Source organism: Pseudoalteromonas sp. CNC9-20 (genome assembly GCF_022347875.1).
Classification (GTDB): domain Bacteria; phylum Pseudomonadota; class Gammaproteobacteria; order Enterobacterales; family Alteromonadaceae; genus Pseudoalteromonas; species Pseudoalteromonas ruthenica.
Genome location: NZ_JAKRFS010000003.1, coordinates 185,865 through 206,440 on the forward strand (window position 1 = coordinate 185,865; position 20,576 = coordinate 206,440).

General features: G+C 44.2%; 18 protein-coding genes. 16 read left to right on the forward strand and 2 right to left on the reverse strand.

The window, feature by feature from the left end:
- The first annotated feature begins 3 nt into the window (after positions 1–3).
- The 16 genes from MHM89_RS08000 (at position 4) to galE (ending at position 17,328) form a co-directional block, all read left to right on the forward strand.
- Positions 4–963: a hypothetical protein gene (locus MHM89_RS08000; protein ID WP_138548580.1), complete on the forward strand. Its 960-nt coding sequence runs from the start codon at positions 4–6 to the stop codon at positions 961–963.
- On the forward strand, positions 960–1,502 hold the full coding sequence (locus MHM89_RS08005; protein ID WP_235419227.1) for a hypothetical protein: 543 nt from the start codon (positions 960–962) through the stop codon (positions 1,500–1,502). The genes MHM89_RS08000 and MHM89_RS08005 overlap by 4 nt, the downstream gene beginning before the upstream one ends.
- Entirely contained in the window at positions 1,499–1,987 is a 489-nt protein-coding gene (locus MHM89_RS08010) for a hypothetical protein (protein WP_138548578.1), read from the forward strand. The genes MHM89_RS08005 and MHM89_RS08010 overlap by 4 nt, the downstream gene beginning before the upstream one ends.
- Complete coding sequence (locus tag MHM89_RS08015) at positions 1,977–4,013, forward strand: secretin N-terminal domain-containing protein (RefSeq protein ID WP_235419228.1); 2,037 nt, start codon at positions 1,977–1,979, stop codon at positions 4,011–4,013. The genes MHM89_RS08010 and MHM89_RS08015 overlap by 11 nt, the downstream gene beginning before the upstream one ends.
- Positions 4,014–4,452: 439 nt before the next feature.
- Positions 4,453–5,385 carry a Wzz/FepE/Etk N-terminal domain-containing protein gene (locus MHM89_RS08020; RefSeq protein ID WP_138548576.1) on the forward strand — a complete coding sequence of 311 codons (933 nt, stop codon included), beginning with the start codon at positions 4,453–4,455 and terminating at the stop codon, positions 5,383–5,385.
- Positions 5,386–5,389: 4 nt separating this feature from the next.
- Entirely contained in the window at positions 5,390–6,442 is a 1,053-nt protein-coding gene (gene wecA, locus MHM89_RS08025; RefSeq protein ID WP_138548575.1) for a UDP-N-acetylglucosamine--undecaprenyl-phosphate N-acetylglucosaminephosphotransferase, read from the forward strand.
- Positions 6,443–6,575: 133 nt separating this feature from the next.
- Positions 6,576–8,012, forward strand: coding sequence for a lipopolysaccharide biosynthesis protein (locus tag MHM89_RS08030; RefSeq protein WP_239408561.1), 1,437 nt, complete (start codon positions 6,576–6,578; stop codon positions 8,010–8,012).
- A gap of 13 nt (positions 8,013–8,025) precedes the next feature.
- Complete coding sequence (locus tag MHM89_RS08035; protein ID WP_239408562.1) at positions 8,026–9,090, forward strand: polysaccharide pyruvyl transferase family protein; 1,065 nt, start codon at positions 8,026–8,028, stop codon at positions 9,088–9,090.
- Positions 9,083–10,135 (forward strand): glycosyltransferase family 4 protein, encoded by a 1,053-nt coding sequence (locus MHM89_RS18910; protein ID WP_239408563.1) that lies wholly within the window; start codon positions 9,083–9,085, stop codon positions 10,133–10,135. Before MHM89_RS08035 ends, MHM89_RS18910 begins: the two co-directional genes overlap by 8 nt.
- A complete protein-coding gene (locus MHM89_RS08045) occupies positions 10,135–11,247 on the forward strand; it encodes a glycosyltransferase (protein WP_239408564.1) in 1,113 nt (370 codons plus the stop codon). Before MHM89_RS18910 ends, MHM89_RS08045 begins: the two co-directional genes overlap by 1 nt.
- Positions 11,244–11,948 (forward strand): WecB/TagA/CpsF family glycosyltransferase, encoded by a 705-nt coding sequence (locus tag MHM89_RS08050; RefSeq protein ID WP_239408565.1) that lies wholly within the window; start codon positions 11,244–11,246, stop codon positions 11,946–11,948. The genes MHM89_RS08045 and MHM89_RS08050 overlap by 4 nt, the downstream gene beginning before the upstream one ends.
- Complete coding sequence (locus MHM89_RS08055; RefSeq protein WP_138548569.1) at positions 11,941–13,221, forward strand: hypothetical protein; 1,281 nt, start codon at positions 11,941–11,943, stop codon at positions 13,219–13,221. Before MHM89_RS08050 ends, MHM89_RS08055 begins: the two co-directional genes overlap by 8 nt.
- 3 nt (positions 13,222–13,224) lie before the next feature.
- The gene (locus MHM89_RS08060) at positions 13,225–14,391 is read left to right on the forward strand and encodes a nucleotide sugar dehydrogenase (protein WP_239408566.1); all 1,167 of its coding nucleotides are present in this window, start codon (positions 13,225–13,227) and stop codon (positions 14,389–14,391) included.
- Between the two features lie 12 nt (positions 14,392–14,403).
- Positions 14,404–15,408, forward strand: a complete 1,005-nt coding sequence (locus tag MHM89_RS08065) for an NAD-dependent epimerase (RefSeq protein WP_138548567.1) — start codon at positions 14,404–14,406, stop codon at positions 15,406–15,408.
- Positions 15,409–15,420: 12 nt separating this feature from the next.
- Positions 15,421–16,296, forward strand: coding sequence for a UTP--glucose-1-phosphate uridylyltransferase GalU (gene galU, locus MHM89_RS08070; RefSeq protein WP_235419234.1), 876 nt, complete (start codon positions 15,421–15,423; stop codon positions 16,294–16,296).
- Positions 16,297–16,311: 15 nt separating this feature from the next.
- Entirely contained in the window at positions 16,312–17,328 is a 1,017-nt protein-coding gene (gene galE, locus MHM89_RS08075) for a UDP-glucose 4-epimerase GalE (RefSeq protein WP_235419235.1), read from the forward strand.
- A 134-nt stretch (positions 17,329–17,462) separates the two neighbouring features.
- Here galE and MHM89_RS08080 read toward each other — a convergent pair whose 3' ends face one another.
- Positions 17,463–18,821: an MBL fold metallo-hydrolase gene (locus MHM89_RS08080; protein ID WP_239408729.1), complete on the reverse strand. Its 1,359-nt coding sequence runs from the start codon at positions 18,819–18,821 to the stop codon at positions 17,463–17,465.
- Between the two features lie 96 nt (positions 18,822–18,917).
- On the reverse strand, positions 18,918–20,549 hold the full coding sequence (locus MHM89_RS08085; RefSeq protein WP_239408567.1) for a methyl-accepting chemotaxis protein: 1,632 nt from the start codon (positions 20,547–20,549) through the stop codon (positions 18,918–18,920).
- Positions 20,550–20,576: the final 27 nt, after the last annotated feature.

Genomic DNA, 20,576 nt, shown 5'->3' on the forward strand with positions numbered 1-20,576 from the left:
GGTATGAAGTCGTCTTTGAAGCAGCTATGGTCTGCCCGTACTTTTATCGATAATCGGTATATCTTAGATGCAGACCGTAATCTTGTTGAAAGTAATACTAACAAGCCACTGCTGTGCATCGGTCAGGCGTGCGCACTAAGTAGAGATTTATTTTGGGCGACATCAAAAAACTATCCGCGTTCTGCTGTTAATGAGCTGGTCAATATTCTAAAAGCAGAGAAAGCGACCTTGCCGCCCATGGAAGGCGCTTTTTTATGGCGATTCAGTCAGTGGACAAGTAAAGAGTTCACTATTGATTACTTTGTGGTGCCGACACAAACGCTCGAATTGATCCCACAAGACGTTAAGTTTTTGATTCCACACTACCCGAGTGAGCAGGGCGCGACTGCTTTGCTGGATTTGACCCACAGTGATACACAAGAACAAATTGCAGCGGCTTTTAGCGAATATAAACTGCATGACGTGATTGGTTTGACATATGATGCTGCGGGAGAAAAAGGCAAAGCAACTCAACGCTTATCAACAAAGTCTTTGATTATCGGTTGCGCTGCGGCTATCGCATTAACGCTGGCGTCGGTGACGGGGTATCTACAATGGTCGTTACAATCGCTTGAGCAGCAGCAAGCAGCCAATCAGGTGAAAATCGATGAAGTACTTAGCAAGCGAAATGACTTTGAGCGTAAGGTGACCTCTTATTCTGAGCTTGGCGAGTTTCTTAAGAAGAGCCCTAACGTACTGGCTAAACTTAGCCACCTCAATCTTGAAGGTGAGGATGTAATCTTGGAACGCGTTGTAGTTAGCACCAATGGAGTTCAAGTGTCAGGTAGCACGAAAAGCTCAGCGACAAATTTGTTGCAGCAAGTCATCGCCTCGGAACAAGTGAAAGAGGCTAAGTTTTCACGCCCAGTGGTAAAGCAGAACTCTGGCGTAGAGTCGTTCACGATTGAGGTGTATTGGTTATGAGCGATTCAAACAGCGCGATTAAAAAGTGGGGTATTGCAGCTATAGCGGTGCTACTGGCTTTGGAGTTTGCCGTGTTTCCTTGGCTAGATTGGCTTGATGATGTTCACCGCCAGCGCCAATCAGCGAGCGAATTTGTTGCTAAGCAAGAACAAACGCTTGCCAGTGCATCTCAGGTTGCAGAAAAAGAACAGCAACTAGAACAGCTTGAAAAACTGATCGGGAACCTACCACAAGTGGGTGAGAAGGATGACCCGGCGTTATTATGGCTAAAAGTAGTGGATGCAGCGGTAGAGAAAACAGGTGTCAAAGTGAATAATAAGTCACCCTCGCGCAGTGTACCTATCAATGACGACTTTGCTGCCTACACAGGGCGCATTAATGTCAATGGCGATTACTCACATGTATTAAGTTTGCTGGATGAACTGGAAAATATCGAGGCGGGTAATCGGGTTCGCCAAGTGTCATTTTTTCAGCGTAAAGCCACACTTGGTAAAGTGACCGCCAATATCGAATTTATTAGAGTGTACAAAACGCCATGAGAAATTTATTAATTTTTGCCGCTGTTATTATCGGCTTAGTTTGGTGGGCGTCACAATATCTGATAAATTTTGGCGCTCAAGCTAACGACAAAGAGCTATCGATGCTGGAGCTCAATCCAGAGTTACTGCAAAGTGAAGAGCTCGATGTGGAACGATTAGCGAATACGCTCGGGGTTGAATACGAGCCTATTGTTGCAGAACAAACTAGTGAACCAGAGTTTAAGGACTTACGTGTTAGCTTAGTGGCCATCTATAAAAGTGGTGAGCAGCAACAAGCTCGCGTGAGGGTCTCCGATGGTGATACGCAAACTATGTTTAACCTCAGCGCAGGTGAGCAGCTCGAGCATTTTACCGTTGTCGAGATCAAACCGACACAGGTGTTATTTGAACATGACCAAGAGTCATTTGTTGTGAAAATGTATAAGTCAGCCTCTATTCGTGTGCAGAATTCAAAAGAAGGTGGAGAAGTAAATAATGGCGTTTAAGCCCATCAGAAATGCTAGTTTTCTTATGTTGATAGCACTGCTATATGGTTGTGCAAGTCATCAAGGACCAGACCTTCGCTCAAAAAAGTTACGTGTTGAAAAGTCGATAATTAACGGTGAGCGCGATAGCAAAGAAAAGACTCGCAGTGAACAGCAACAAACCCAGGAAGAGGCACTGTTTCGCTCTGAAAGTGTCGATGATTGGGGTGGTATAACCAAGCTCGAGGAAACGGCTCAAGAGGCGCCAGAGCTTAGTGGCGAACCTATTTCATTCAGCACGGATGAAATGATAGCGAAAGAGTTTATTGCTAAGACTTTCGGCGAGCTATTGGGAATTAATTATGTTCTAGCGCCTGAACTGGCGGCTTCCCAAGATACCATTACTCTGAATATCTCAGATAAACTTGAACGCCCAGAATTTTACAATGTGGTGATAAAAACACTGCAGGAGAGCGGCATTTCTAGTTATCGCAAAGACAACATCTTGTACTTCTCTCCCGCCAAAGGCAGCGATAAGAAAAACGCCATTGCACTTGGTATTGGTAACAGTGAAGAAGATATCCCACAAGTAGCCGGTGCCATTACCCATATTGTTCCTTACGTATTTAGTAGCAGCCGTAATGTAAGTAATATTCTTAGCAAGTTGTCGACTGCAAAAGTGACAGTCAATTCACTGCAAAAGCTGATTATTTTAGAGGGTGAACGCACGGAAGTGGTACGCGCTCTGAAAATTATCAACATGCTTGATGTGCCAAGAGCCTATGGTCGTGAAATACGGCTCTTCGAATTTGCCCATATTGCCCCTGAAGAAGGCGTTGAGCAGATTAAAGAACTTCTTGAACAAGATGGTTTACGGGTTGGCAGCAGTGATGGTGATGTGTCTTTTGTATCGTTAGCGCGTATTAACTCCTTTGTCGCTTATGCATCAAATGAGCAAACCATTGAACGTATCGCTTATTGGGCTAAGAAAATCGATGCTCCATTGGCAGGTGACGAACGCCAGTACTTTGTTTATAAGCCAAAGTATGCCAAAGCAGAGGATATGCTCGAGTCAATGCAGCACCTACTACAAAATAACACCACAGGTGCCCCTCGTTCACGAGCAAATGAGCAGCAAAGTGACAGCGCCTCAGGGCGCTCGACCAATGGCACCTCGGCGGAGCAATCGCTACGCTTTAGCTTAGATAAACAGCAAAACGCGCTGATATTCTACACCACTAAAGATGAGTACCGTTTGGTTGAGAATTTACTAGAGAAAATGGACGTATTGCCAGGGCAGGTGATTTTAGATGTAACTATTTTAGAAGTCACTTTGACCGATGAAATGTCCTCTGGTATTGATTGGCTTTATAAAAATACAGGGATGGGCGATGAAGTCGCATCACTGAACTTAACGTCAAGCACCGGCTCGCTAGTGGGGAGTGTGATCTCTGGGAACTGGCAAGCTAATTTGCAATGGAAAGACTCTCAAGACGATGCCAGGGTGATCTCTCGCCCTTACTTCATCGTTCGTGACGGTGAATCGGCAACGATTAGTTCTGGTGACCAAATACCTATTATTACGCAAACAGTTGAGAATATTGGAGACAATAGCTCTGTGTCGAACTCAGTTCAGTATCGTTCGACGGGTGTGAATGTTTCCATAACGCCTATTATCAACTCTCAAGGAGTCGTTACATTATCTGTTTCGATGTCTGTAAGTGATGGTAAACCGAACGAATTAGGCGGTACGTCTTCACCGACGATTACCAACCGTTCGATCAGTACTGAAGTGCTTTCAGCAGATGGGCAAACTATTGCCTTAGGTGGACTTATTCAAGAACGTAAAAGCGATAAGGAAAACGGCGTACCCGTTCTAGGTGATATACCTGTTTTCGGTAACTTATTTCGCAGTAAGGTGGATAGCCTATCACGCACAGAATTAGTGATGCTGATCACAACGAAAGTAGTCAAGAGCTCCTCTGAAGTTGACGAATTTAGCGAAGCTATTTCTGAACTCTACAGCACACCTATTATTATTAAGTAATCACCGCAATAACGCCTGAAGCCGTGCTTCAGGCGTTATTGCGATTGCATCTATTGTTCGGTACAACCTTTCCTCTTTAGCAAACGCCTTCTATGCTTGTTCATGTCTGATAAGTGCAGTTGTCGGCATTCTGATACTCTATATACAGTAATACACTGATTTACATTGTGTTTTAAACAATAGTTTCTTTTGATAACAACAAGATAACAAAAATTAGCAAAAAGCTATGTCATAATTAGCATCCATGGTGCTGTGAATAAAAATGAGACAGCCAAAGTTAATCTTAGTTTTGATACAAAAGTAGTGCGAAATGACGGTAAATTGTTGCATCCGTCAACAACAACGCTGTTTATAGCTGGAGTAATACTACTGTAATGCTGTACAATATCGCGGTTTTGAATATCGACACTTGGTCTTGGGTAAGGAGTATCTTTTTAACATGACCGTTCAGGAAGCAGGGGAGTACCATCAATCTGCAGATAGCGCAGGTTTAGATGGTTTGTTCAAGGCTATCTGGCGAGGTAAATGGATCATTATTGTTACCACTTTTATCGCCGCAGTTCTCGCCGTAGTTTACGCTATCAGTTTGCCCAATATTTATAAGAGTGATGTGCTCTTGGCTCCGGCAGAAGAAAATACCGGTGGCGGAATGAGTGCATTAGCTGGCCAGTTCGGTGGGTTAGCAACTCTCGCTGGCATGAATTTAGACAGTGGCGGTACCGATAAAACGACCATTGCTCTTGAAGTGTTACAGAGCAAAAGTTTTATTGGTGATTTTGTCGAAAAAAATAATTTAAAAGCCATTTTAATGGCGACAAAAGGTTGGGACCGAGGTACCGACACACTTATTTATAATGAGAAAATGTACGATCCTGACTCAAAAACATGGTTAAGAGAGGTCTCTGCACCGCTTACACCTGAGCCAAGCTTACTCGAAGTACATGACCATTTTATTAAAAATAATTTGGTGGTAGAGCAAGATAAAATATCCGGGTTGGTGAGAGTGTTGGTTAAACATTACTCTCCCTCGGTTGCGAAGGATTTAGTTGAAAAACTTGTGAATTCTTTAAATAAGACGATGCGAACCAAGGATATCACTGAAGCCCAAAACAGTATCGATTATCTCAATGGAGCGTTAGAGGACACTAAGATCGCGGATATGCGCACAGTGTTCTATCAATTGATTGAAAAGCAGCAGCAAACAAAAATGTTGGCGAGCGTTCGCGCTGAGTATGTATTTAAAGTGATAGATCCCGCCGTTGTCGAAGAGAAAAAATATGAACCGAAGCGGCCACTCATTGTGGTCTTGCTTGCGATTTTAGGCGGCTTAATTGGTGTTGTCATTTCGCTCGTACGGTACTTCAAGGATTAATAGTATGGTTGGGATTAGTACTTTGCTGCTAAGCAGCACGCTTGTGTCATTTTTATCATTGATGACATTTAAGCGTTTGGCTGCGACTTTAGGTCTGCTTGATAGACCTTGCACGAGAAAACGCCATGATGGTCATGTTCCTCTCGTTGGCGGAATGAGTATCTTTTTGGCTATTTGTGTGTCGGTGACAATGTTTGTCAGCAACAGCCAAAGTATCAATTTATTTTTGATAGCCTCATCGCTGATGGTGTTTATTGGCGTGCTTGATGATAAGTATGACTTGTCAGTGCGCTCGCGACTGATTGGGCAATTCTTAATCTCTTCGATTCTTATTTTTGGTGTTGATCGGTATATATCAAGCCTTGGGGATCTGTTCGGTTTAGGAGAGGTTTACCTAGGATTGGCTGGTATCCCTATTACTTTCGTAGCGATTATCGCTGCGATTAATGCCTTTAACATGGTAGACGGTATAGACGGCCTGCTGGGGAGCTGCGCTATCGTAGCCTTTGCTGGGCTAAGTTACAGCTTTTATCAGTCGGGTGATGTGACTTACTTTTATATCTGTGTTGGCGTCATAGCGGCGATAGCGCCTTTCTTGCTGGCTAACTTTGGTATTTATCCATTCCAGAAAAAGAAAATATTCATGGGCGATGCTGGCTCTATGTTTATTGGTCTCGCTGTCGTTTGGTTCTTGGTTTTAGGGACTCAGCCACATAATGAAGGGGTTACCGCCTCGTTTAAGCCGGTACTCGCTTTGTATATAGTTGGCTTTCCGCTAATGGACATGGTGGCTGTTATTATTCGTCGTTTAAAAAATAAAAAGTCACCGATGAAGCCAGGGCGAGATCATGCCCATCACATTCTAATGCACTGTGGGTTCTCGAATAAGCAAGTGCTAGCCTTGTTGGTTACCTTTTATTCATTACTTTTGGTCAGCGGCTTTTTATTGTCTAACTTTGTTAGTGATTTAGCGTTATTTGGTGTGTTTTTAACAGTATTCATTGGTTACCTGTTCGCTTTCCAAGTATTTGACAAAGCGGGCGAGCAACAAGCATGAGTCAATAACCGAGAAAAAGTAGCGTCCCCCTTGGTGCTGTTTTAGTTGAAGCTGAGTCAATCTCAGCTTTTACTGTTTTAAGGGCTAGCTGATATGGGACTTTTTGCCTTGAATAAGCGGTGATACGGATTAGATGTTAGAAAAGAAAACGCTATTTAGCGTGGTATATAGTTTTATTGAGCAGCTCGCCCGGCGTGGTATCTCAGTACTGGTTACACTGGTACTGGCTTACTTTCTTACGCCAGATGAATATGGGCTAGTGGCTATGATGGCGCTATTTCTGACGCTCGGACAGACGCTTATGGAATCTGGGTTTCGCTCGGCTCTCATTCGAAAAGAACACCTTACCCAAGCAGACACAAACACGGCCTTCTTTGCCAACTTGTGCTTTGCGTTGGTGGTGGTCGTGGTGCTGTACCTGTGCGCGCCATGGGTTGCGGATTTTTATGAACGGCCTGAATTGGTGTTGATGATTAGAGTCAGTTCGCTACTTTTAATCTTCAATTCGTTGCATGTTGTCCAGATGGCTATGTTGTCTCGGAATATGCAGTTTAACCGTATTTTGAAAGCCAATTTTCCAGCGCTAGTGATCTCTGGAGCAAGTGCGGTCGCTCTTGCTTATCTGGGGTTTGGCGTATGGGCGTTGATTGCACAAATGTTACTGAGTGCAATTTTGATTGCTGCATTTTTATGGTGGCAAAGTGAGTGGCGTCCAAGCGCTGATTTTTCTTGGCAATCCCTACAGGAAATTTATAACTACGGTTATAAAATTCTACTCTCAAGTTTGCTAGACACTTTTTATAAGAACTTCACTATTATGGTCGTTGCGAAAGTGCTTAGTGCCGCTGTGGCAGGGTTATACTTCTTTGCCGATAGGGTTAGAGAGTTGCTGATATCACAGCTTATTACGTCGATTCAGACCGTTACCTTCCCAGCACTTTCCTCGATCCAAGGTGATAATGAGCGGTTGAAAAGAGGGTATCAACGGATCATGTCGATCATGACTTTTATTGTGTTCCCTGTGTTAGTGACTTTATGTGCTTTAGCAAGTCTAGTATTCGAGGTGTTACTCCCCGCTAAATGGCTGCCTGCGGTACCCTATCTACAAATAATGTGTATTACTAGCATGATGATTCCGTTGATTTCAATCAACGTTAACATTATGAAGGTGAAAGGTCGTAGTGACTGGTTTTTATATTTGGAACTGAGCAAGGTTGTACTTGGCTTGGTGGCTTTATATGTGACTTATGAGCATGGTGTAATTGCTATTCTGTTTGGTCAACTTGCTAGCCAGTATGTGGTTTATTTTCCCAGTGTCCTGTTTGCTAATCGTTTGGTGAATTATCCGCTGTTGGAGCAATTGTCTGATTTCCTACCCAACTTAATCATTGCCACGATCACCGGGGTGAGTGTGTGGGCAGCGCAATATTATTTGTCTTTGAATGCGTTGTTAGAGCTCATTGTATTGGGTTGTGCGGCTGTCGCTATTTATGTAGTGCTAGCTATGGTGTTTAGGTTAAAAGCTGGCGTACAGACGTTAGAAATGCTCAATAAAGCAAAGCGCACGTAATAGAGGTTATAAGTTGAAAAAGTTTTTACTCGTTAACGAAAATGGGTCCGATAATATTGGTGACCACGCGATAAATGAAGGGTTAAAAGAGTTATTAACTGAGTCTGATTGTCAGTTTAATAGCGAGCCTTTTTCTACGACGCATGTGCATCAGGTGCCAGTGAATACCACGACGACATCTCTGTCATTATCGCAGAAGCTGCGTAAGTTGCTGTTTAGCTTTAAGCCTTTCTACCTGCTTATGTGGTTATTAAAGCATAAAGGCAGGATAAAACAGGCCTGTAGCAAGGATTATGACGGAATTATTATTGGCGGTGGTCAATTGATTCTCTCAGGTGCCTCATTCCCACCTGCTTTGTATGCTTGGGCAAGGTATGCGCGCAAGAGAAAAATCCCTTTATATTTATTAGGGGTAGGTTGCGGCGAACACTTCTACGCAAGTGAGACATGGCTTATAAAGCAAGCGTTAAAGTGCGCAGAAAAAATTTACGTGCGCGAGTACCAGTCGGTTACTAAGTTAAAGCAACACTTTGATGTCGAAGCGAGCTTTTGCCCCGATTTAGCTTTTGGGTTGCAGCCATTGGCCAGTGATAGTGAGCGAAAAAATATCCTAGTTGGGATGACTGACTTCGCTGTTTACACGCGCTATTGCCATGAGGTTGATACGCCAAAGATAGCAAATTACAAAAACTATTTAGATACGTGGTACAACCAAGTCTTATCGATGTACCAACCAGGTATGACTATCGTTTTAGCATCAACTACGTTGAGTGATGCGCAATGCAACCGTGATTTATATCAACTACTGAACAATAGTACGCTAAAAGATAATATACGTTTAATTGATGGGGTATTGCCTTTGGCTGACTATCGCATCGAATTGTCTCGTGCGAAAACGGTCTATTCCGCACGAATGCACTCGCTTATTTTGGGGAAAATAGAAGGGGCGACTATTGAACCTTGGATTATTTCTAAAAAAATAGAAAACTTTCTTGGCTTGTACACACAGCAAAATGCAGCTGACTTAAAGCTGCAATTACGTGAAGTAACTAAGTTGCTTGGGGCTGAGAGTGAGTAAGTCAGCCCAGGTGTTTATGTTGAGTCATGAGCAACCTCCTATGCTGGGAGGAGCCGGTGTTGTTGCGCACACAGTGTACACGGGTCTTCAGGCTCGGGGAGTGAACATAAAAAAAAGCGCAGCAGCCGTAAGCTTTAGTCCTTTCATTGCCCGCGTTATTGGTTTTTTCTATGCAATTTATGCGCTTTGCTCTGATGTGATCATTTTAAATGATTTGTATTACAAGAAAGTCTGGCTCACTCTGTTTAAGGGCCGATGCTGTAAGCGCTGCATTATCTATCTCCATGGCTCTGAACCTGAGTTTTTACTCAATGATAGTCGTTACCATCGCGCATTTATACGAATGTGTGTGAGCGCCAAAAAGGTTGTTGCTGTGTCTGATTATATGCAACACAAACTCTTGGACTGCATTACAGACGAGAATGACAAAGCGGCGCTCGCCAATAACATTCAGGTTATCCGCAACGGCATTGATACAAACTGCTTTGCTCCGCAATCAGCTAAAGACATGAGTCGCCCTTTTACTTTTATTACCGCCAGCCGAGTAGTTAAAGAAAAAGGTTTTAGCGAAGTTGCTCATGAGCTTGCAAAACTAAAACAGCAAGGTGAGCAGTTTCAATGGCATATTGCCGGTGATGGCCCGTATCTCCAAGAGCTTAAAGAGCAGGTGCGAGCTTTGGGGTTAACGTCACAGGTGCAATTTCTTGGCCGGCTTAGTCAAGCTCAGTTAGCTGATGCATTTAATCAGGCGGACGTATTTGTTTTACTCTCAAACCTACAAGAATCACTTGGCTTGGTGTTTATGGAAGCCAGTAGCTGTGGTTGTTGGTCGATTGGTTATAACCGATATGGTGCGAAAGAAGCTATCTTGCCTGGCGAAACAGGGCAGTTGATAAACGCGCCAAGTGAGCTTGCAGATGCTGTATTTAATTTTCGCCGTGACCACAATGTTACGAGAGCGACAATCAGTGCGAAAGCGCAGACATGCTTCAGCTCCAATGCCGCAGTAGCTCAATTGCGCGATATGATTTTAGGAACGAAATAATGAACGTAGTATTCTATCTTGATGACTTGTTTGGCGGTGGCGTTCAACGACGTACAATGCGACTCTTACAGGGTATCAAAGATAACGACCATAATGATGAACTAAATGTGCACCTGATTGTGAACCAACCTGGCGGTGAAAATAAAGCCATGGTCCCTACACGGGTCTCTTATCATACGCTAAATGGTGTTACGGGAAGTCAACATACTAAAGCTTTGGGTGAAATGTTAACCGCATTGCGCCCAGATATAGTGGTATGCTGTATGGGGCAACAGTTTATTCAAGCCCTCAAGCATAAAGCATCCCTACCTAAAGCCTGTCGTTGGTATGTTATTCAAGCTGTTCCTGTGAAACTTATCGCCTATAGCTGGCTAAGAAATAAAATTCGCGAGATAGGGATTAGAAAGTTTTACCCTAAAGCCGATAAGGTTTTATGTGTGTCTGATGATGTGCGGGCGACGGTGGCTCAGTTAAGTTCAAGTTTAGACGAACTAGCTCATACTATTTATAATCCCGTTGTTTCAGAGAATTTACTAACACTGTCTCAAGAACCCGTAGAGCACCCTTTTTTCGACTCTGGTAACATAGTGTTAGTTGCCGCTGGACGCTTAAATGTGCAAAAGGACTACGGTACTATGCTTGATGCCTTTGCGTTGCTGACAGCCAAGCATCCAGAGCGGTCGTTCAAATTGCTAATCTTAGGTGATGGTGAGTTGAGAGAACAGGTGAGTTCGCAAATTCAGCGTCTAGGTATCGATGACAACGTGGATTTGGTCGGCTTTACTGATAATCCTTATAAATACATTAGCAGGGCTGACTTATTTGTTATGTCCTCATTGTGGGAGGGGCTTCCCAACGCCATGATCGAGTCTTTAGCTATCGGCAAACCGGTAGTCTCAACAGAGTGTGTTGCTGGACCACGGGAAATTCTCCTTGATGGCTCATTAGGGACATTGGTTCCTATGCAAGACCCGCAAGCTTTCGCTGATGGCATCATCTCTGAGTTGCAACAAAGTAGGGACAAGCAGGCTTTGCAAGCGAGAGGATGGGAGTTTAGCGTTAATAATGCAGCCAATAAGTACATTAAACTATTTAAAGATGCCAAGCTGTGAGTATTATTGATTTTCTTAAGAAAAACTATGTAGATATACCTGAGCTTATCGCCAATGATAAGCTTGAATCTGGGGCGTATATTTATTTAAACCCTTTTAACTATTTCTATCTGCGTGAGCAACTAGAAACCATAAAAGACTGTAAATATAGCTCAGATGGGTTCTATCTAGTGTCCATTCTCAATGCTTTTCTGCCAACAGATTTTAAGTTCCGCCGACAGTCTTTCGATATGACCTCTTTGGCGCCGCTGGTCTTTGAGCATGCGCAAGAAAAAGGGTTGAGTGTTTTTGTCGCTGGGGGCAAGCCCGGTGAACCGGAAGTTTTTAGAAGGAAGATGACGGCTCATTACCCTCATGTTCAGTGGGCCGGACAAGTAGATGGTTTCAAGGACGACGAAGAAATTATACATGCTGTAACCAACTCGCAGGCTGATATTGTTTTGCTTGGACTTGGAAACATAAAACAGGAGCGCGTGGCTGTTTCACTTCATCAACAACACCAAGCCGTTTACTTTACTTGTGGCGCGTTTGTATCGCAGACCGCTTCAGCAAAAGACCTGAAGTACTATCCAGACTGGATTAATAAGTACAATTTACGTTGGCTTTATCGTTTTTTTAAAGAGTCACACGTAATTAAGCGGGTAGTGAAGTACTATCTAGCTTTTTTGGTTTTATTCTTTAAGGACTTGAAACGTGGTTGAGAAAATGAAAAAGCAGAATGTATTCTTTATTGCTTTTATTTTCTCGCTGATCGCTTTTTTTCCGACCTTTTTAGGTGGGATGTCTTTGGGTGCAGGGCAAAAAATACTGTATGTTCTTTACCCATTTTTACTAGGTTTCTTTATTCTCGGGTATCGGAAAATAGAGTTTCCCTACTTCTGTGCTTTTTTATTTAGCTTATTTTTTATTTTCTACCTCACTGTCGTTAGTAAGCTAGGTTTTATCAATGTGCAAATAGCAGCATCACACTTTCGCTACATGGCTTATTTTATGGTGTTCCTATTTACCTTCAATATAGCTAAGCGTTATGCACTTCGCTTAGCAGAGCTGCGAAAAGCGTTACTCTATGTGTTGTTATTGGTATTTGTTTTTATTGTCGCGCAGTTTGTAGTACCTGATCTTATTCTTAGTATAGGTATCACCAACAGAACGACTCAAGGGAATGTGGGGCTAACTATTGGCGGCCCATTTATTTGGTCCTACTCGCTAGGGTTTTGTATATTACCAATCTTTTTCATTATCCTGGCATCTATATTTAATGGAGTAGGTGGCTTTAAAGCGTATCTTTTGCTTTGCTTAACCTCTCTCGTGGTATTAGCTGGCCAATCGAAAGCATCGTATCTCGCATACGCGATTAATTTTCTGGTAGCAGTCCCATTTGCTTACAAGTACGGCATCAGAAACAAAGTAAATGGTGTAGTGTTCTTTTTGACTATACTTTTCGCGGTCTTGGTGACTTACGTAATTTATAACCTCGAAGAGTTTGGTAATATTTATCGCTTCATCAATGGAATCACAGGTCAAGGAAGTGATGCATCTACTCAGGCGAGGCTAAACCAATTGGCTTTCATATCACACACGCTTGAGCAAAATTTGCTTTTAGGGTACCCCATCCAGCCAATAGTCATTGAAAATGGTTACGGTTACTACTTATACAATTATGGGGTGGTGGGGTTATTACTTTATTTAACGTTGCTCACCTCTTTAGTGTTTTGTGCTGTCAGATTTGTCGTTCGTGCACACCAGCATTTGAGCCAGTTCTCCAGCAGTGATAGAACAGTTCTATTTGGTTATCTAGCGATGGCTATTGGTGGTTCAATTTATTCTTTAGCCAGTTCGCCATTAGATGGACACAAAGATGCCTATTTCTTTTGGACGTTAACAGGACTGGTATTTGGTTGTTTCCAAAATCATATTAAGTCCACTGGTCGAACCCAAAAACAGAATCTTCCATATCAAAAAGTAGAGATATAGAAAATGAAAATTACAGTAGTAGGGGCAGGGTACGTAGGTATCTCAAATGCCGTTTTACTCGCTCAGCACAACGACGTTATTGCTTTTGATGTGGATGAGCATAAAGTCGCGATGCTTAATGAAAGAAAATCACCTATTGAGGATGCGCATGTCAGCGAGTTTCTGCAGCAGCGTGAACTTAAGCTGACCGCAACGAGCGATAAAAACCAAGCTTTTGCTGATGCGCAGTATGTCATTATCGCAACGCCTACAGACTATGATCCGCAGACAAATTACTTTAATACAGAAACAGTTGAGACTGTTATCCGCGAAGTTCAATTGATTAATCCAAGTGCTGTGATGGTGATTAAGTCAACTGTACCTGTTGGTTATACTGGTAGAATTATTGAGCAGTTTAACTGTCCTAATTTAATGTTCTCGCCAGAGTTTCTTCGTGAGGGTAAGGCCCTTTACGATAATTTGCACCCTTCGAGAATTATTGTTGGTGAACGCAGCCAAAGAGCCAAAGAGTTTGCTGACTTACTGGCGCAAGGTGCCGAAAAGAAAGATATTCCAACTTTATTTACTGATGCAACAGAAGCAGAAGCGGTTAAGTTATTCTCAAATACTTATTTAGCTATGCGAGTCGCTTATTTCAATGAGCTAGATTCATACGCAGAAGCGCACGGCTTGGATAGCCGACAAATAATAGAAGGGGTGGGCTTGGACCCAAGAATTGGGGATCACTATAATAACCCTTCTTTTGGCTATGGTGGTTACTGTTTACCTAAAGATACTAAGCAATTATTGGCCAACTATAAAGATGTGCCAAACAACCTCATTCGTGCGATTGTTGACGCTAACACGACCAGAAAAGACTTTATAGCTGATGCAATACTAAGCCGTAAGCCTAGTGTTATAGGCATTTATCGATTAATAATGAAGTCGGGGTCTGACAACTTTAGGGCGTCATCTATCCAAGGAATCATGAAGCGTTTAAAAGCTAAAGGAGTCGAGGTGATTGTTTATGAACCGGTATTAACTGAGCAAGAGTTTTTCGGTTCAAAGGTCTATGAAAGTCTAGCAGCATTTAAGGCTCAAAGTGACGTTATTGTTGCCAATAGAGTAGTTGACGAAATCAGGGACGTAGAGGAAAAAATTTACACTCGGGACCTGTTTGGTTCTGATTAAGAGGAAAGAGTAATGAAGTATTTAGTGACTGGCGCTGCTGGTTTTATAGGTAGTGCAGTGGTAGAGAGCCTTACAGCTCAAGGACACAATGTCGTCGGTATCGACAACCTTAACGATTATTATGATGTTTCCTTGAAAAAAGCCCGCTTAGAACGTATTAACCATGCTGCTTTTGAGTTTATAGAGCTGGATATAAGTGAGCGGGATACAACACTCGCGCTGTTTCAACAGCACCGTTTTGATCGAGTGATTCACTTAGCCGCCCAAGCGGGTGTGCGCTACTCTATTGAAAATCCCCATGCTTATGCTGACTCTAACTTAGTGGGCCATCTAAATATTTTAGAAGGGTGTAGAGAGACTAAAGTAGGACACCTTATCTATGCTTCCTCGAGCTCGGTATATGGCTTGAATCAAAAAGTACCGTTTAGTACTTCGGACTCTGTTGATCACCCTGTATCCTTATACGCAGCGACCAAGAAATCGAATGAATTAATGGCGCATAGCTATTCTCATTTATATCAAATACCAACGACAGGTCTGCGTTTCTTTACAGTGTATGGCTCTTGGGGGCGCCCAGATATGGCTCCTCACATTTTCACTAAGAAAATACTTGCCGGGGATACCATAGATATTAATAACCATGGCGATATGTGGCGTGATTTTACTCATATAGATGATATCGTAGAGGGAGTCGTACGTATTGCCGATGTTATCCCTCAAAGTAATGATAGTTGGACCGTCGAAAGTGGCTCTCCGGCTTCTAGTTCAGCTCCTTATGCGGTATATAACATTGGCCATGGGCAACCGATAAACTTAATGGACTTTGTTAAAGCGATTGAGTCAGAGCTTGGCTTGGAAGCAAAGAAAAACTTCCGAGGTATGCAACCTGGTGATGTATATCGAACTTATGCAGATACAGCCGACTTGTTTACTGCCACAGGTTATAAGCCAAAAGTTTCTGTAGCTGAGGGCGTCGCAGAGTTGGTGGCGTGGTTTAAAGATTACTACAAAGTATAAAGAAGGATTCATATGAAAGCCGTCATCCCCGTAGCAGGTTTGGGCACCCGTATGTTACCGGCAACGAAAGCCATTCCAAAAGAAATGTTGCCGTTGGTAGACAAGCCGCTTATTCAATATATCGTCAATGAATGTGTGCGTGCAGGAATTAAAGAAATAGTCTTGGTTACGCATTCGTCAAAAAACGCCATCGAAAACCATTTTGACACCAGCTTTGAGTTAGAAGCGACACTCGAAAAGCGTGTTAAGCGCCAACTCTTGGATGAAGTGCGCTCAATTTGCCCCGAAGATGTAACTGTTATGCACGTACGCCAGGGCGAGGCCAAAGGCTTGGGGCATGCCATTATGTGTGCTGAGCCAGTGGTGGGTGATGCGCCTTTTGCGGTTATTCTTCCGGATGTCATCTTAGACGAATACAGTGCCGACCAAACCAGTGAAAACTTAGCGGCAATGATTGCCCGTTTTAAGGATACGCAAACCAGTCAAATTATGCTTGAGGCCGTAGCGCAACAAGACGTTAGTAAGTACGGTATTGCTGATATTAATGGCGAGCAAATTGAACCTGGTCAGAGTGCAGTCATCAAGTCTATGGTAGAAAAGCCTAAAGTCGAAGACGCACCGTCTAATCTCGCGGTTGTAGGTCGCTATGTACTGTCTCACAATATTTGGCCACTGCTAAGAAAGACACCTATTGGTGCCGGTGGTGAAATACAATTGACCGATGCCATTGATATGCTGATAGCTCAAGAGGCGGTCGAGGCATTTCGCATGAGTGGCATTTCACATGACTGCGGCGACAAGTTGGGATATTTGAAGGCGTTTGTACGCTATGCCCAGCAACACCCTGAGTTAGGTGCGGACTTCTCGGAACACCTCAAGAGTATTTAAAGCGAAGGAGTTAAAATGGCAATTTTAGTGACAGGTGGTGCCGGCTATATTGGTTCTCACACCGTGTTGGAACTGCTAAATCAAGGAAGTGAGGTGGTGGTTTTTGATAACCTGAGTAACGCCTCCAGAGAGTCGCTACGTCGCGTTGAAGCGCTCGCCGACAAGCCTGTCACCTTTGTGAAAGGTGATGTGTGTGATAAAGGCGCACTTGATAGCGTATTTAAGAACCATGATATTGATAGCGTTGTGCACTTCGCGGGTTTGAAAGCCGTGGGTGAATCTGTTGCTAAGCCTACGCTGTATTACCAAAATAACGTACAAGGTTCATTGACGTTAATTGCGGCCATGCGCGATGCCGGTGTGTTTTCCTTAGTATTCAGCTCATCGGCGACCGTTTATGGTGACCCTGAGACTCTGCCCATTAAGGAATCGGCACCTGTGGGAGGGACGACCAACCCATACGGCACGTCAAAGTTAATGGTTGAACAAATCATGCAGGATGTGGCGCAATCGGATGAGCGTTGGCGGTTCGCTATTTTACGTTATTTTAATCCGGTGGGTGCGCACCATAGTGGGCAAATAGGCGAAGACCCCAATGGTATCCCAAACAATTTATTGCCTTATATTTCTCAAGTGGCGGTAGGTAAGCTCAAGCAATTGGCAGTTTTTGGTGATGACTACAACACCAAAGATGGCACCGGAGTGCGTGATTATATCCATGTTGTTGATCTTGCTATTGGTCACCTAAAAGCTTTGGATTGGCTGCGACTGCATAGCGGTGTGCACATCTATAACTTGGGCACAGGTAATGGCTACTCGGTTTTGGAAATGGTGAAAGCCTTTGAGCAAGCCGCCGATAAAGCCGTGCCATACGAAATTGCACCACGGCGCGACGGTGATATTGCTGCCTGTTACGCCAGCGCTCAAAAAGCCGCTGATGAGCTTGGCTGGCATGCACAGCGAGGTATTGAGCAGATGATGCAAGATACGTGGCGTTGGCAAAGCAAAAACCCGGATGGGTATCAAGATTAATAAAGAAGGAGCGTTTAGCTCCTTTTTTTATCGACCTTGATTGTCAGGTTTATTTAGATAGTCAGGCTCAAGCCTGACCCACAACCGGTGTGTGATTTGGTTGTTGTAGGCAAGGCTTCAGCCTTGCACAGGTATTAGGTGGCTATTTCTACCTTGGTTTGCTGCGCAAGCTTACTTCTGAGCTGTTCTGCCAACGCTTGTTTGGCCTCATTATCGCCATGAACAATCTTAATATGCTGAGGTTTTTTACGCATGCCGGTAACAAAGCGTATCAGCCCAGCCTGATCGGCGTGAGCACTGTAACCACTGATGGTATGGATATGTGCATTGATATCAATGCGTTGCTCATTTAGTTCAACATAGCCTCCTTGCGGGCCATATTTTTGAATAGCTCGCCCTGGCGTGCCTGCACCTTGGTAGCCAACAAAAATGACATCGGTCGTGGGCTCTGGTAAAAACTCAACGAGGTAGTTAACTATACGCCCGCCACTGCACATGCCGCTAGCAGCAATGACAATTGCGGGCTTTTGTCTTTGCTTAAGATATTGTAGTAGCTGCACATGCTGTTGGTGAGTATCTATTGTCACTATGTTATCGAAATCGAGAGGGTGGCGACCTTTAGCAACTCTTGCTTTGGCTTCTTTATCCCATAATGACTTAAAGCGCCGATACTCTCGGGTGAAATTTGCTGCCATGGGAGAGTCAATAATCACTTCGATATCTTGCCAGAAAGAGTGCTTTTTAGCGCTGTGTATAATCTGTTCAAGCTCGTATAGTAATTCCTGTGTGCGGCCAATGCTAAAGGCTGGAATAAGCACCACGCCGTTATCTGACACCGCGCGTTCAATCACGGCTTTAAGTTGCTGTGTACGTTGTTTACGGCCATGATGGAGGCTATCGCCATAGGTGGACTCAATAACCAAAGTATCGGCCTTATAGGGCGCTTTCGGCGCTGGTAGTAACGGAGTGTAAGGGGCTCCAAGATCGCCCGAGAACACCACGCGGTGGCGGGTCTCGTTATGCGGCAAATCAATTTCCACATAGGCTGAACCAAGAATATGGCCCGCGCGTTGCAGTCGAAAGCGACAATCGGTGTTGGGTAAATCATACCAGTGCTTAAAATCAACGCCTACCAATTGGCGTTTAAGCAAACGAATACAGGTGGCCACTAACTCTTGCTCTTGAGTGACACCAAGTTTGAGCGCATCTTCAATGACCAAAGGCAGTAATGCCGATGTCGCCTGTGAAGCATAAATAGGGCCAGTGAATCCCGCTGCAAGTAAATAAGGGAGGCGGCCGACATGATCAATATGACAGTGCGTGATGATAACCGCAGTCACGGCACTTATATCAAAGTCGATGGCCAAACTTGGCTTGGCCTCGGCACCCTGAAACAACCCACAATCTACAAGCACCGACTGTGCCTTACTCACCTGAAGTTCATGGCAAGAGCCAGTAACACCGTTTACCGCGCCATGATGGCGTATTTGCACCTCATCCATTGCTGATCATATCGCTTTTATTCGCTGCTTATGCCTTCACTGTAGCACTTAAGTGCCGAGAACATCAGCCCTTCGAGGTGCAAGGTTTTAGGTTTCAAATTTTTGCGTTTGTTGCTCTAATTGCTCAGTGAGTGCACGCATGCTTTCGCTGGCCACATGCGCCTGTTTTGATACCTGCGCTGTGTTCGTGGCGGTATCAGAGATCACCACCACGCGATTTGCAGTATCTTCACCTGCCCCGAGCTGCTCTCTCGCGGCACTGGCTATTTCTTGGCTCATACCGGCTAGGGTACTCAACGACTGGGCGATATGCACTAACTCGGTGCGCACTCGTTGCGATTTACTCACGGTTTGTTCACTGGTCTCAATGCTCATTTGTACCGACTGTTTAGCCTCGCTGGTAGCACTTTGTAGATTAGTGATCATGCTGTGGATTTCTTCGGTGCTACTTTGGGTGCGCTGCGCGAGTTGCCTAACTTCATCCGCGACCACTGCAAAACCTCGGCCTTGCTCGCCCGCGCGAGCAGCTTCAATGGCCGCATTCAGCGCCAGTAGGTTTGTTTGTTCGGCAATACCTTGAATAACCCCGAGCACATTGGCGATATTATTGACTTCGTCATCGAGTAGCTGAATATTATTACCAGCGCTGTCAATTTGTTTCTCTAAAAGGGAAATGGTGTCAACAGCCTCCTCTGTTAACGCGTTAGCAGCTTGGCCTTGCTGCTCTGCTTCGCCAACGGCATAAGCTGATTGCTCGGCCAGGTCGACCACACTTTGCGCTGAGGCGGTGAGCTGGGTAATCGCTGAGGCCACAATGGCAGTGTCTTGCTGTAATGATTGCGTTAAGCGCTCCAGCTCAACCGAGCGTTTGTCTGAGTCCACGCTTTGCTGCTGCAAGGTGTCTGCGACTTCTTTTATGCCTGTTACCACTCCCTGCAATCCTTGTTGCATGTAGGCCATGCTACCAATAATGCTATCTTTGTTGTGCTCTTGATGGGCGATAGTATTGTTCAAACGCCCGCGTGATACTTGCGTTACGATATCTTTTACTGAGCTTAATTCAGCGCCTAAGGCATTGGTCAGTGCTAAACCAAACTTAGCTAAGGCGAGGGTGAGTAATACCGCGATGATAAGCGATAAACCGAGTAACCAGCTGGCGGTGCTCCAGTAACGCTGATCGACTTCTTTGTAACTGATGCCGGTACCAATATACCAACCCCAACGAGGCGTTTTTTGTACAACTGAGGTTAAATCAACGACTTCACCATCGCGCTCAGAAGTCCAGTGGTAGGTGATGATCTTACCCGTTTTGCTACCAACTAAGCGCTCCACCATGGCACCAATGCTGTTGCCTTGGGCATCTTTGAAGTCATTAAAGCTGGTACCGTGCAATTGCGGATCATGCGGTGCGGCAACAAAGTTGAGACCGCTGCTGACTACATACACATACTCAGAATCATGGTAAGTATTATTTTGTAATATGGTGCTGGCGTAAGCTTGTGCTTGCGCGTCACTAAGCTCACCCTGAGCCGCTAAGGTTTCGAGCTCCTCAACCACATTGACGGTGCTTTTCATCAGTTGATTAATACGGGCAATATTGTCGTTTTCACTGGCATGACGCAAGGCTTGCAAACCTAGCAAAGCGACGGCAATAAGGGCAATAAATAGGGTGACAGCAAAAGCAATAATTTTGCTACGTAAAGAGAACGTTGCGAACACAGCAAGCTCCAAGTCGATAAGCGGTTT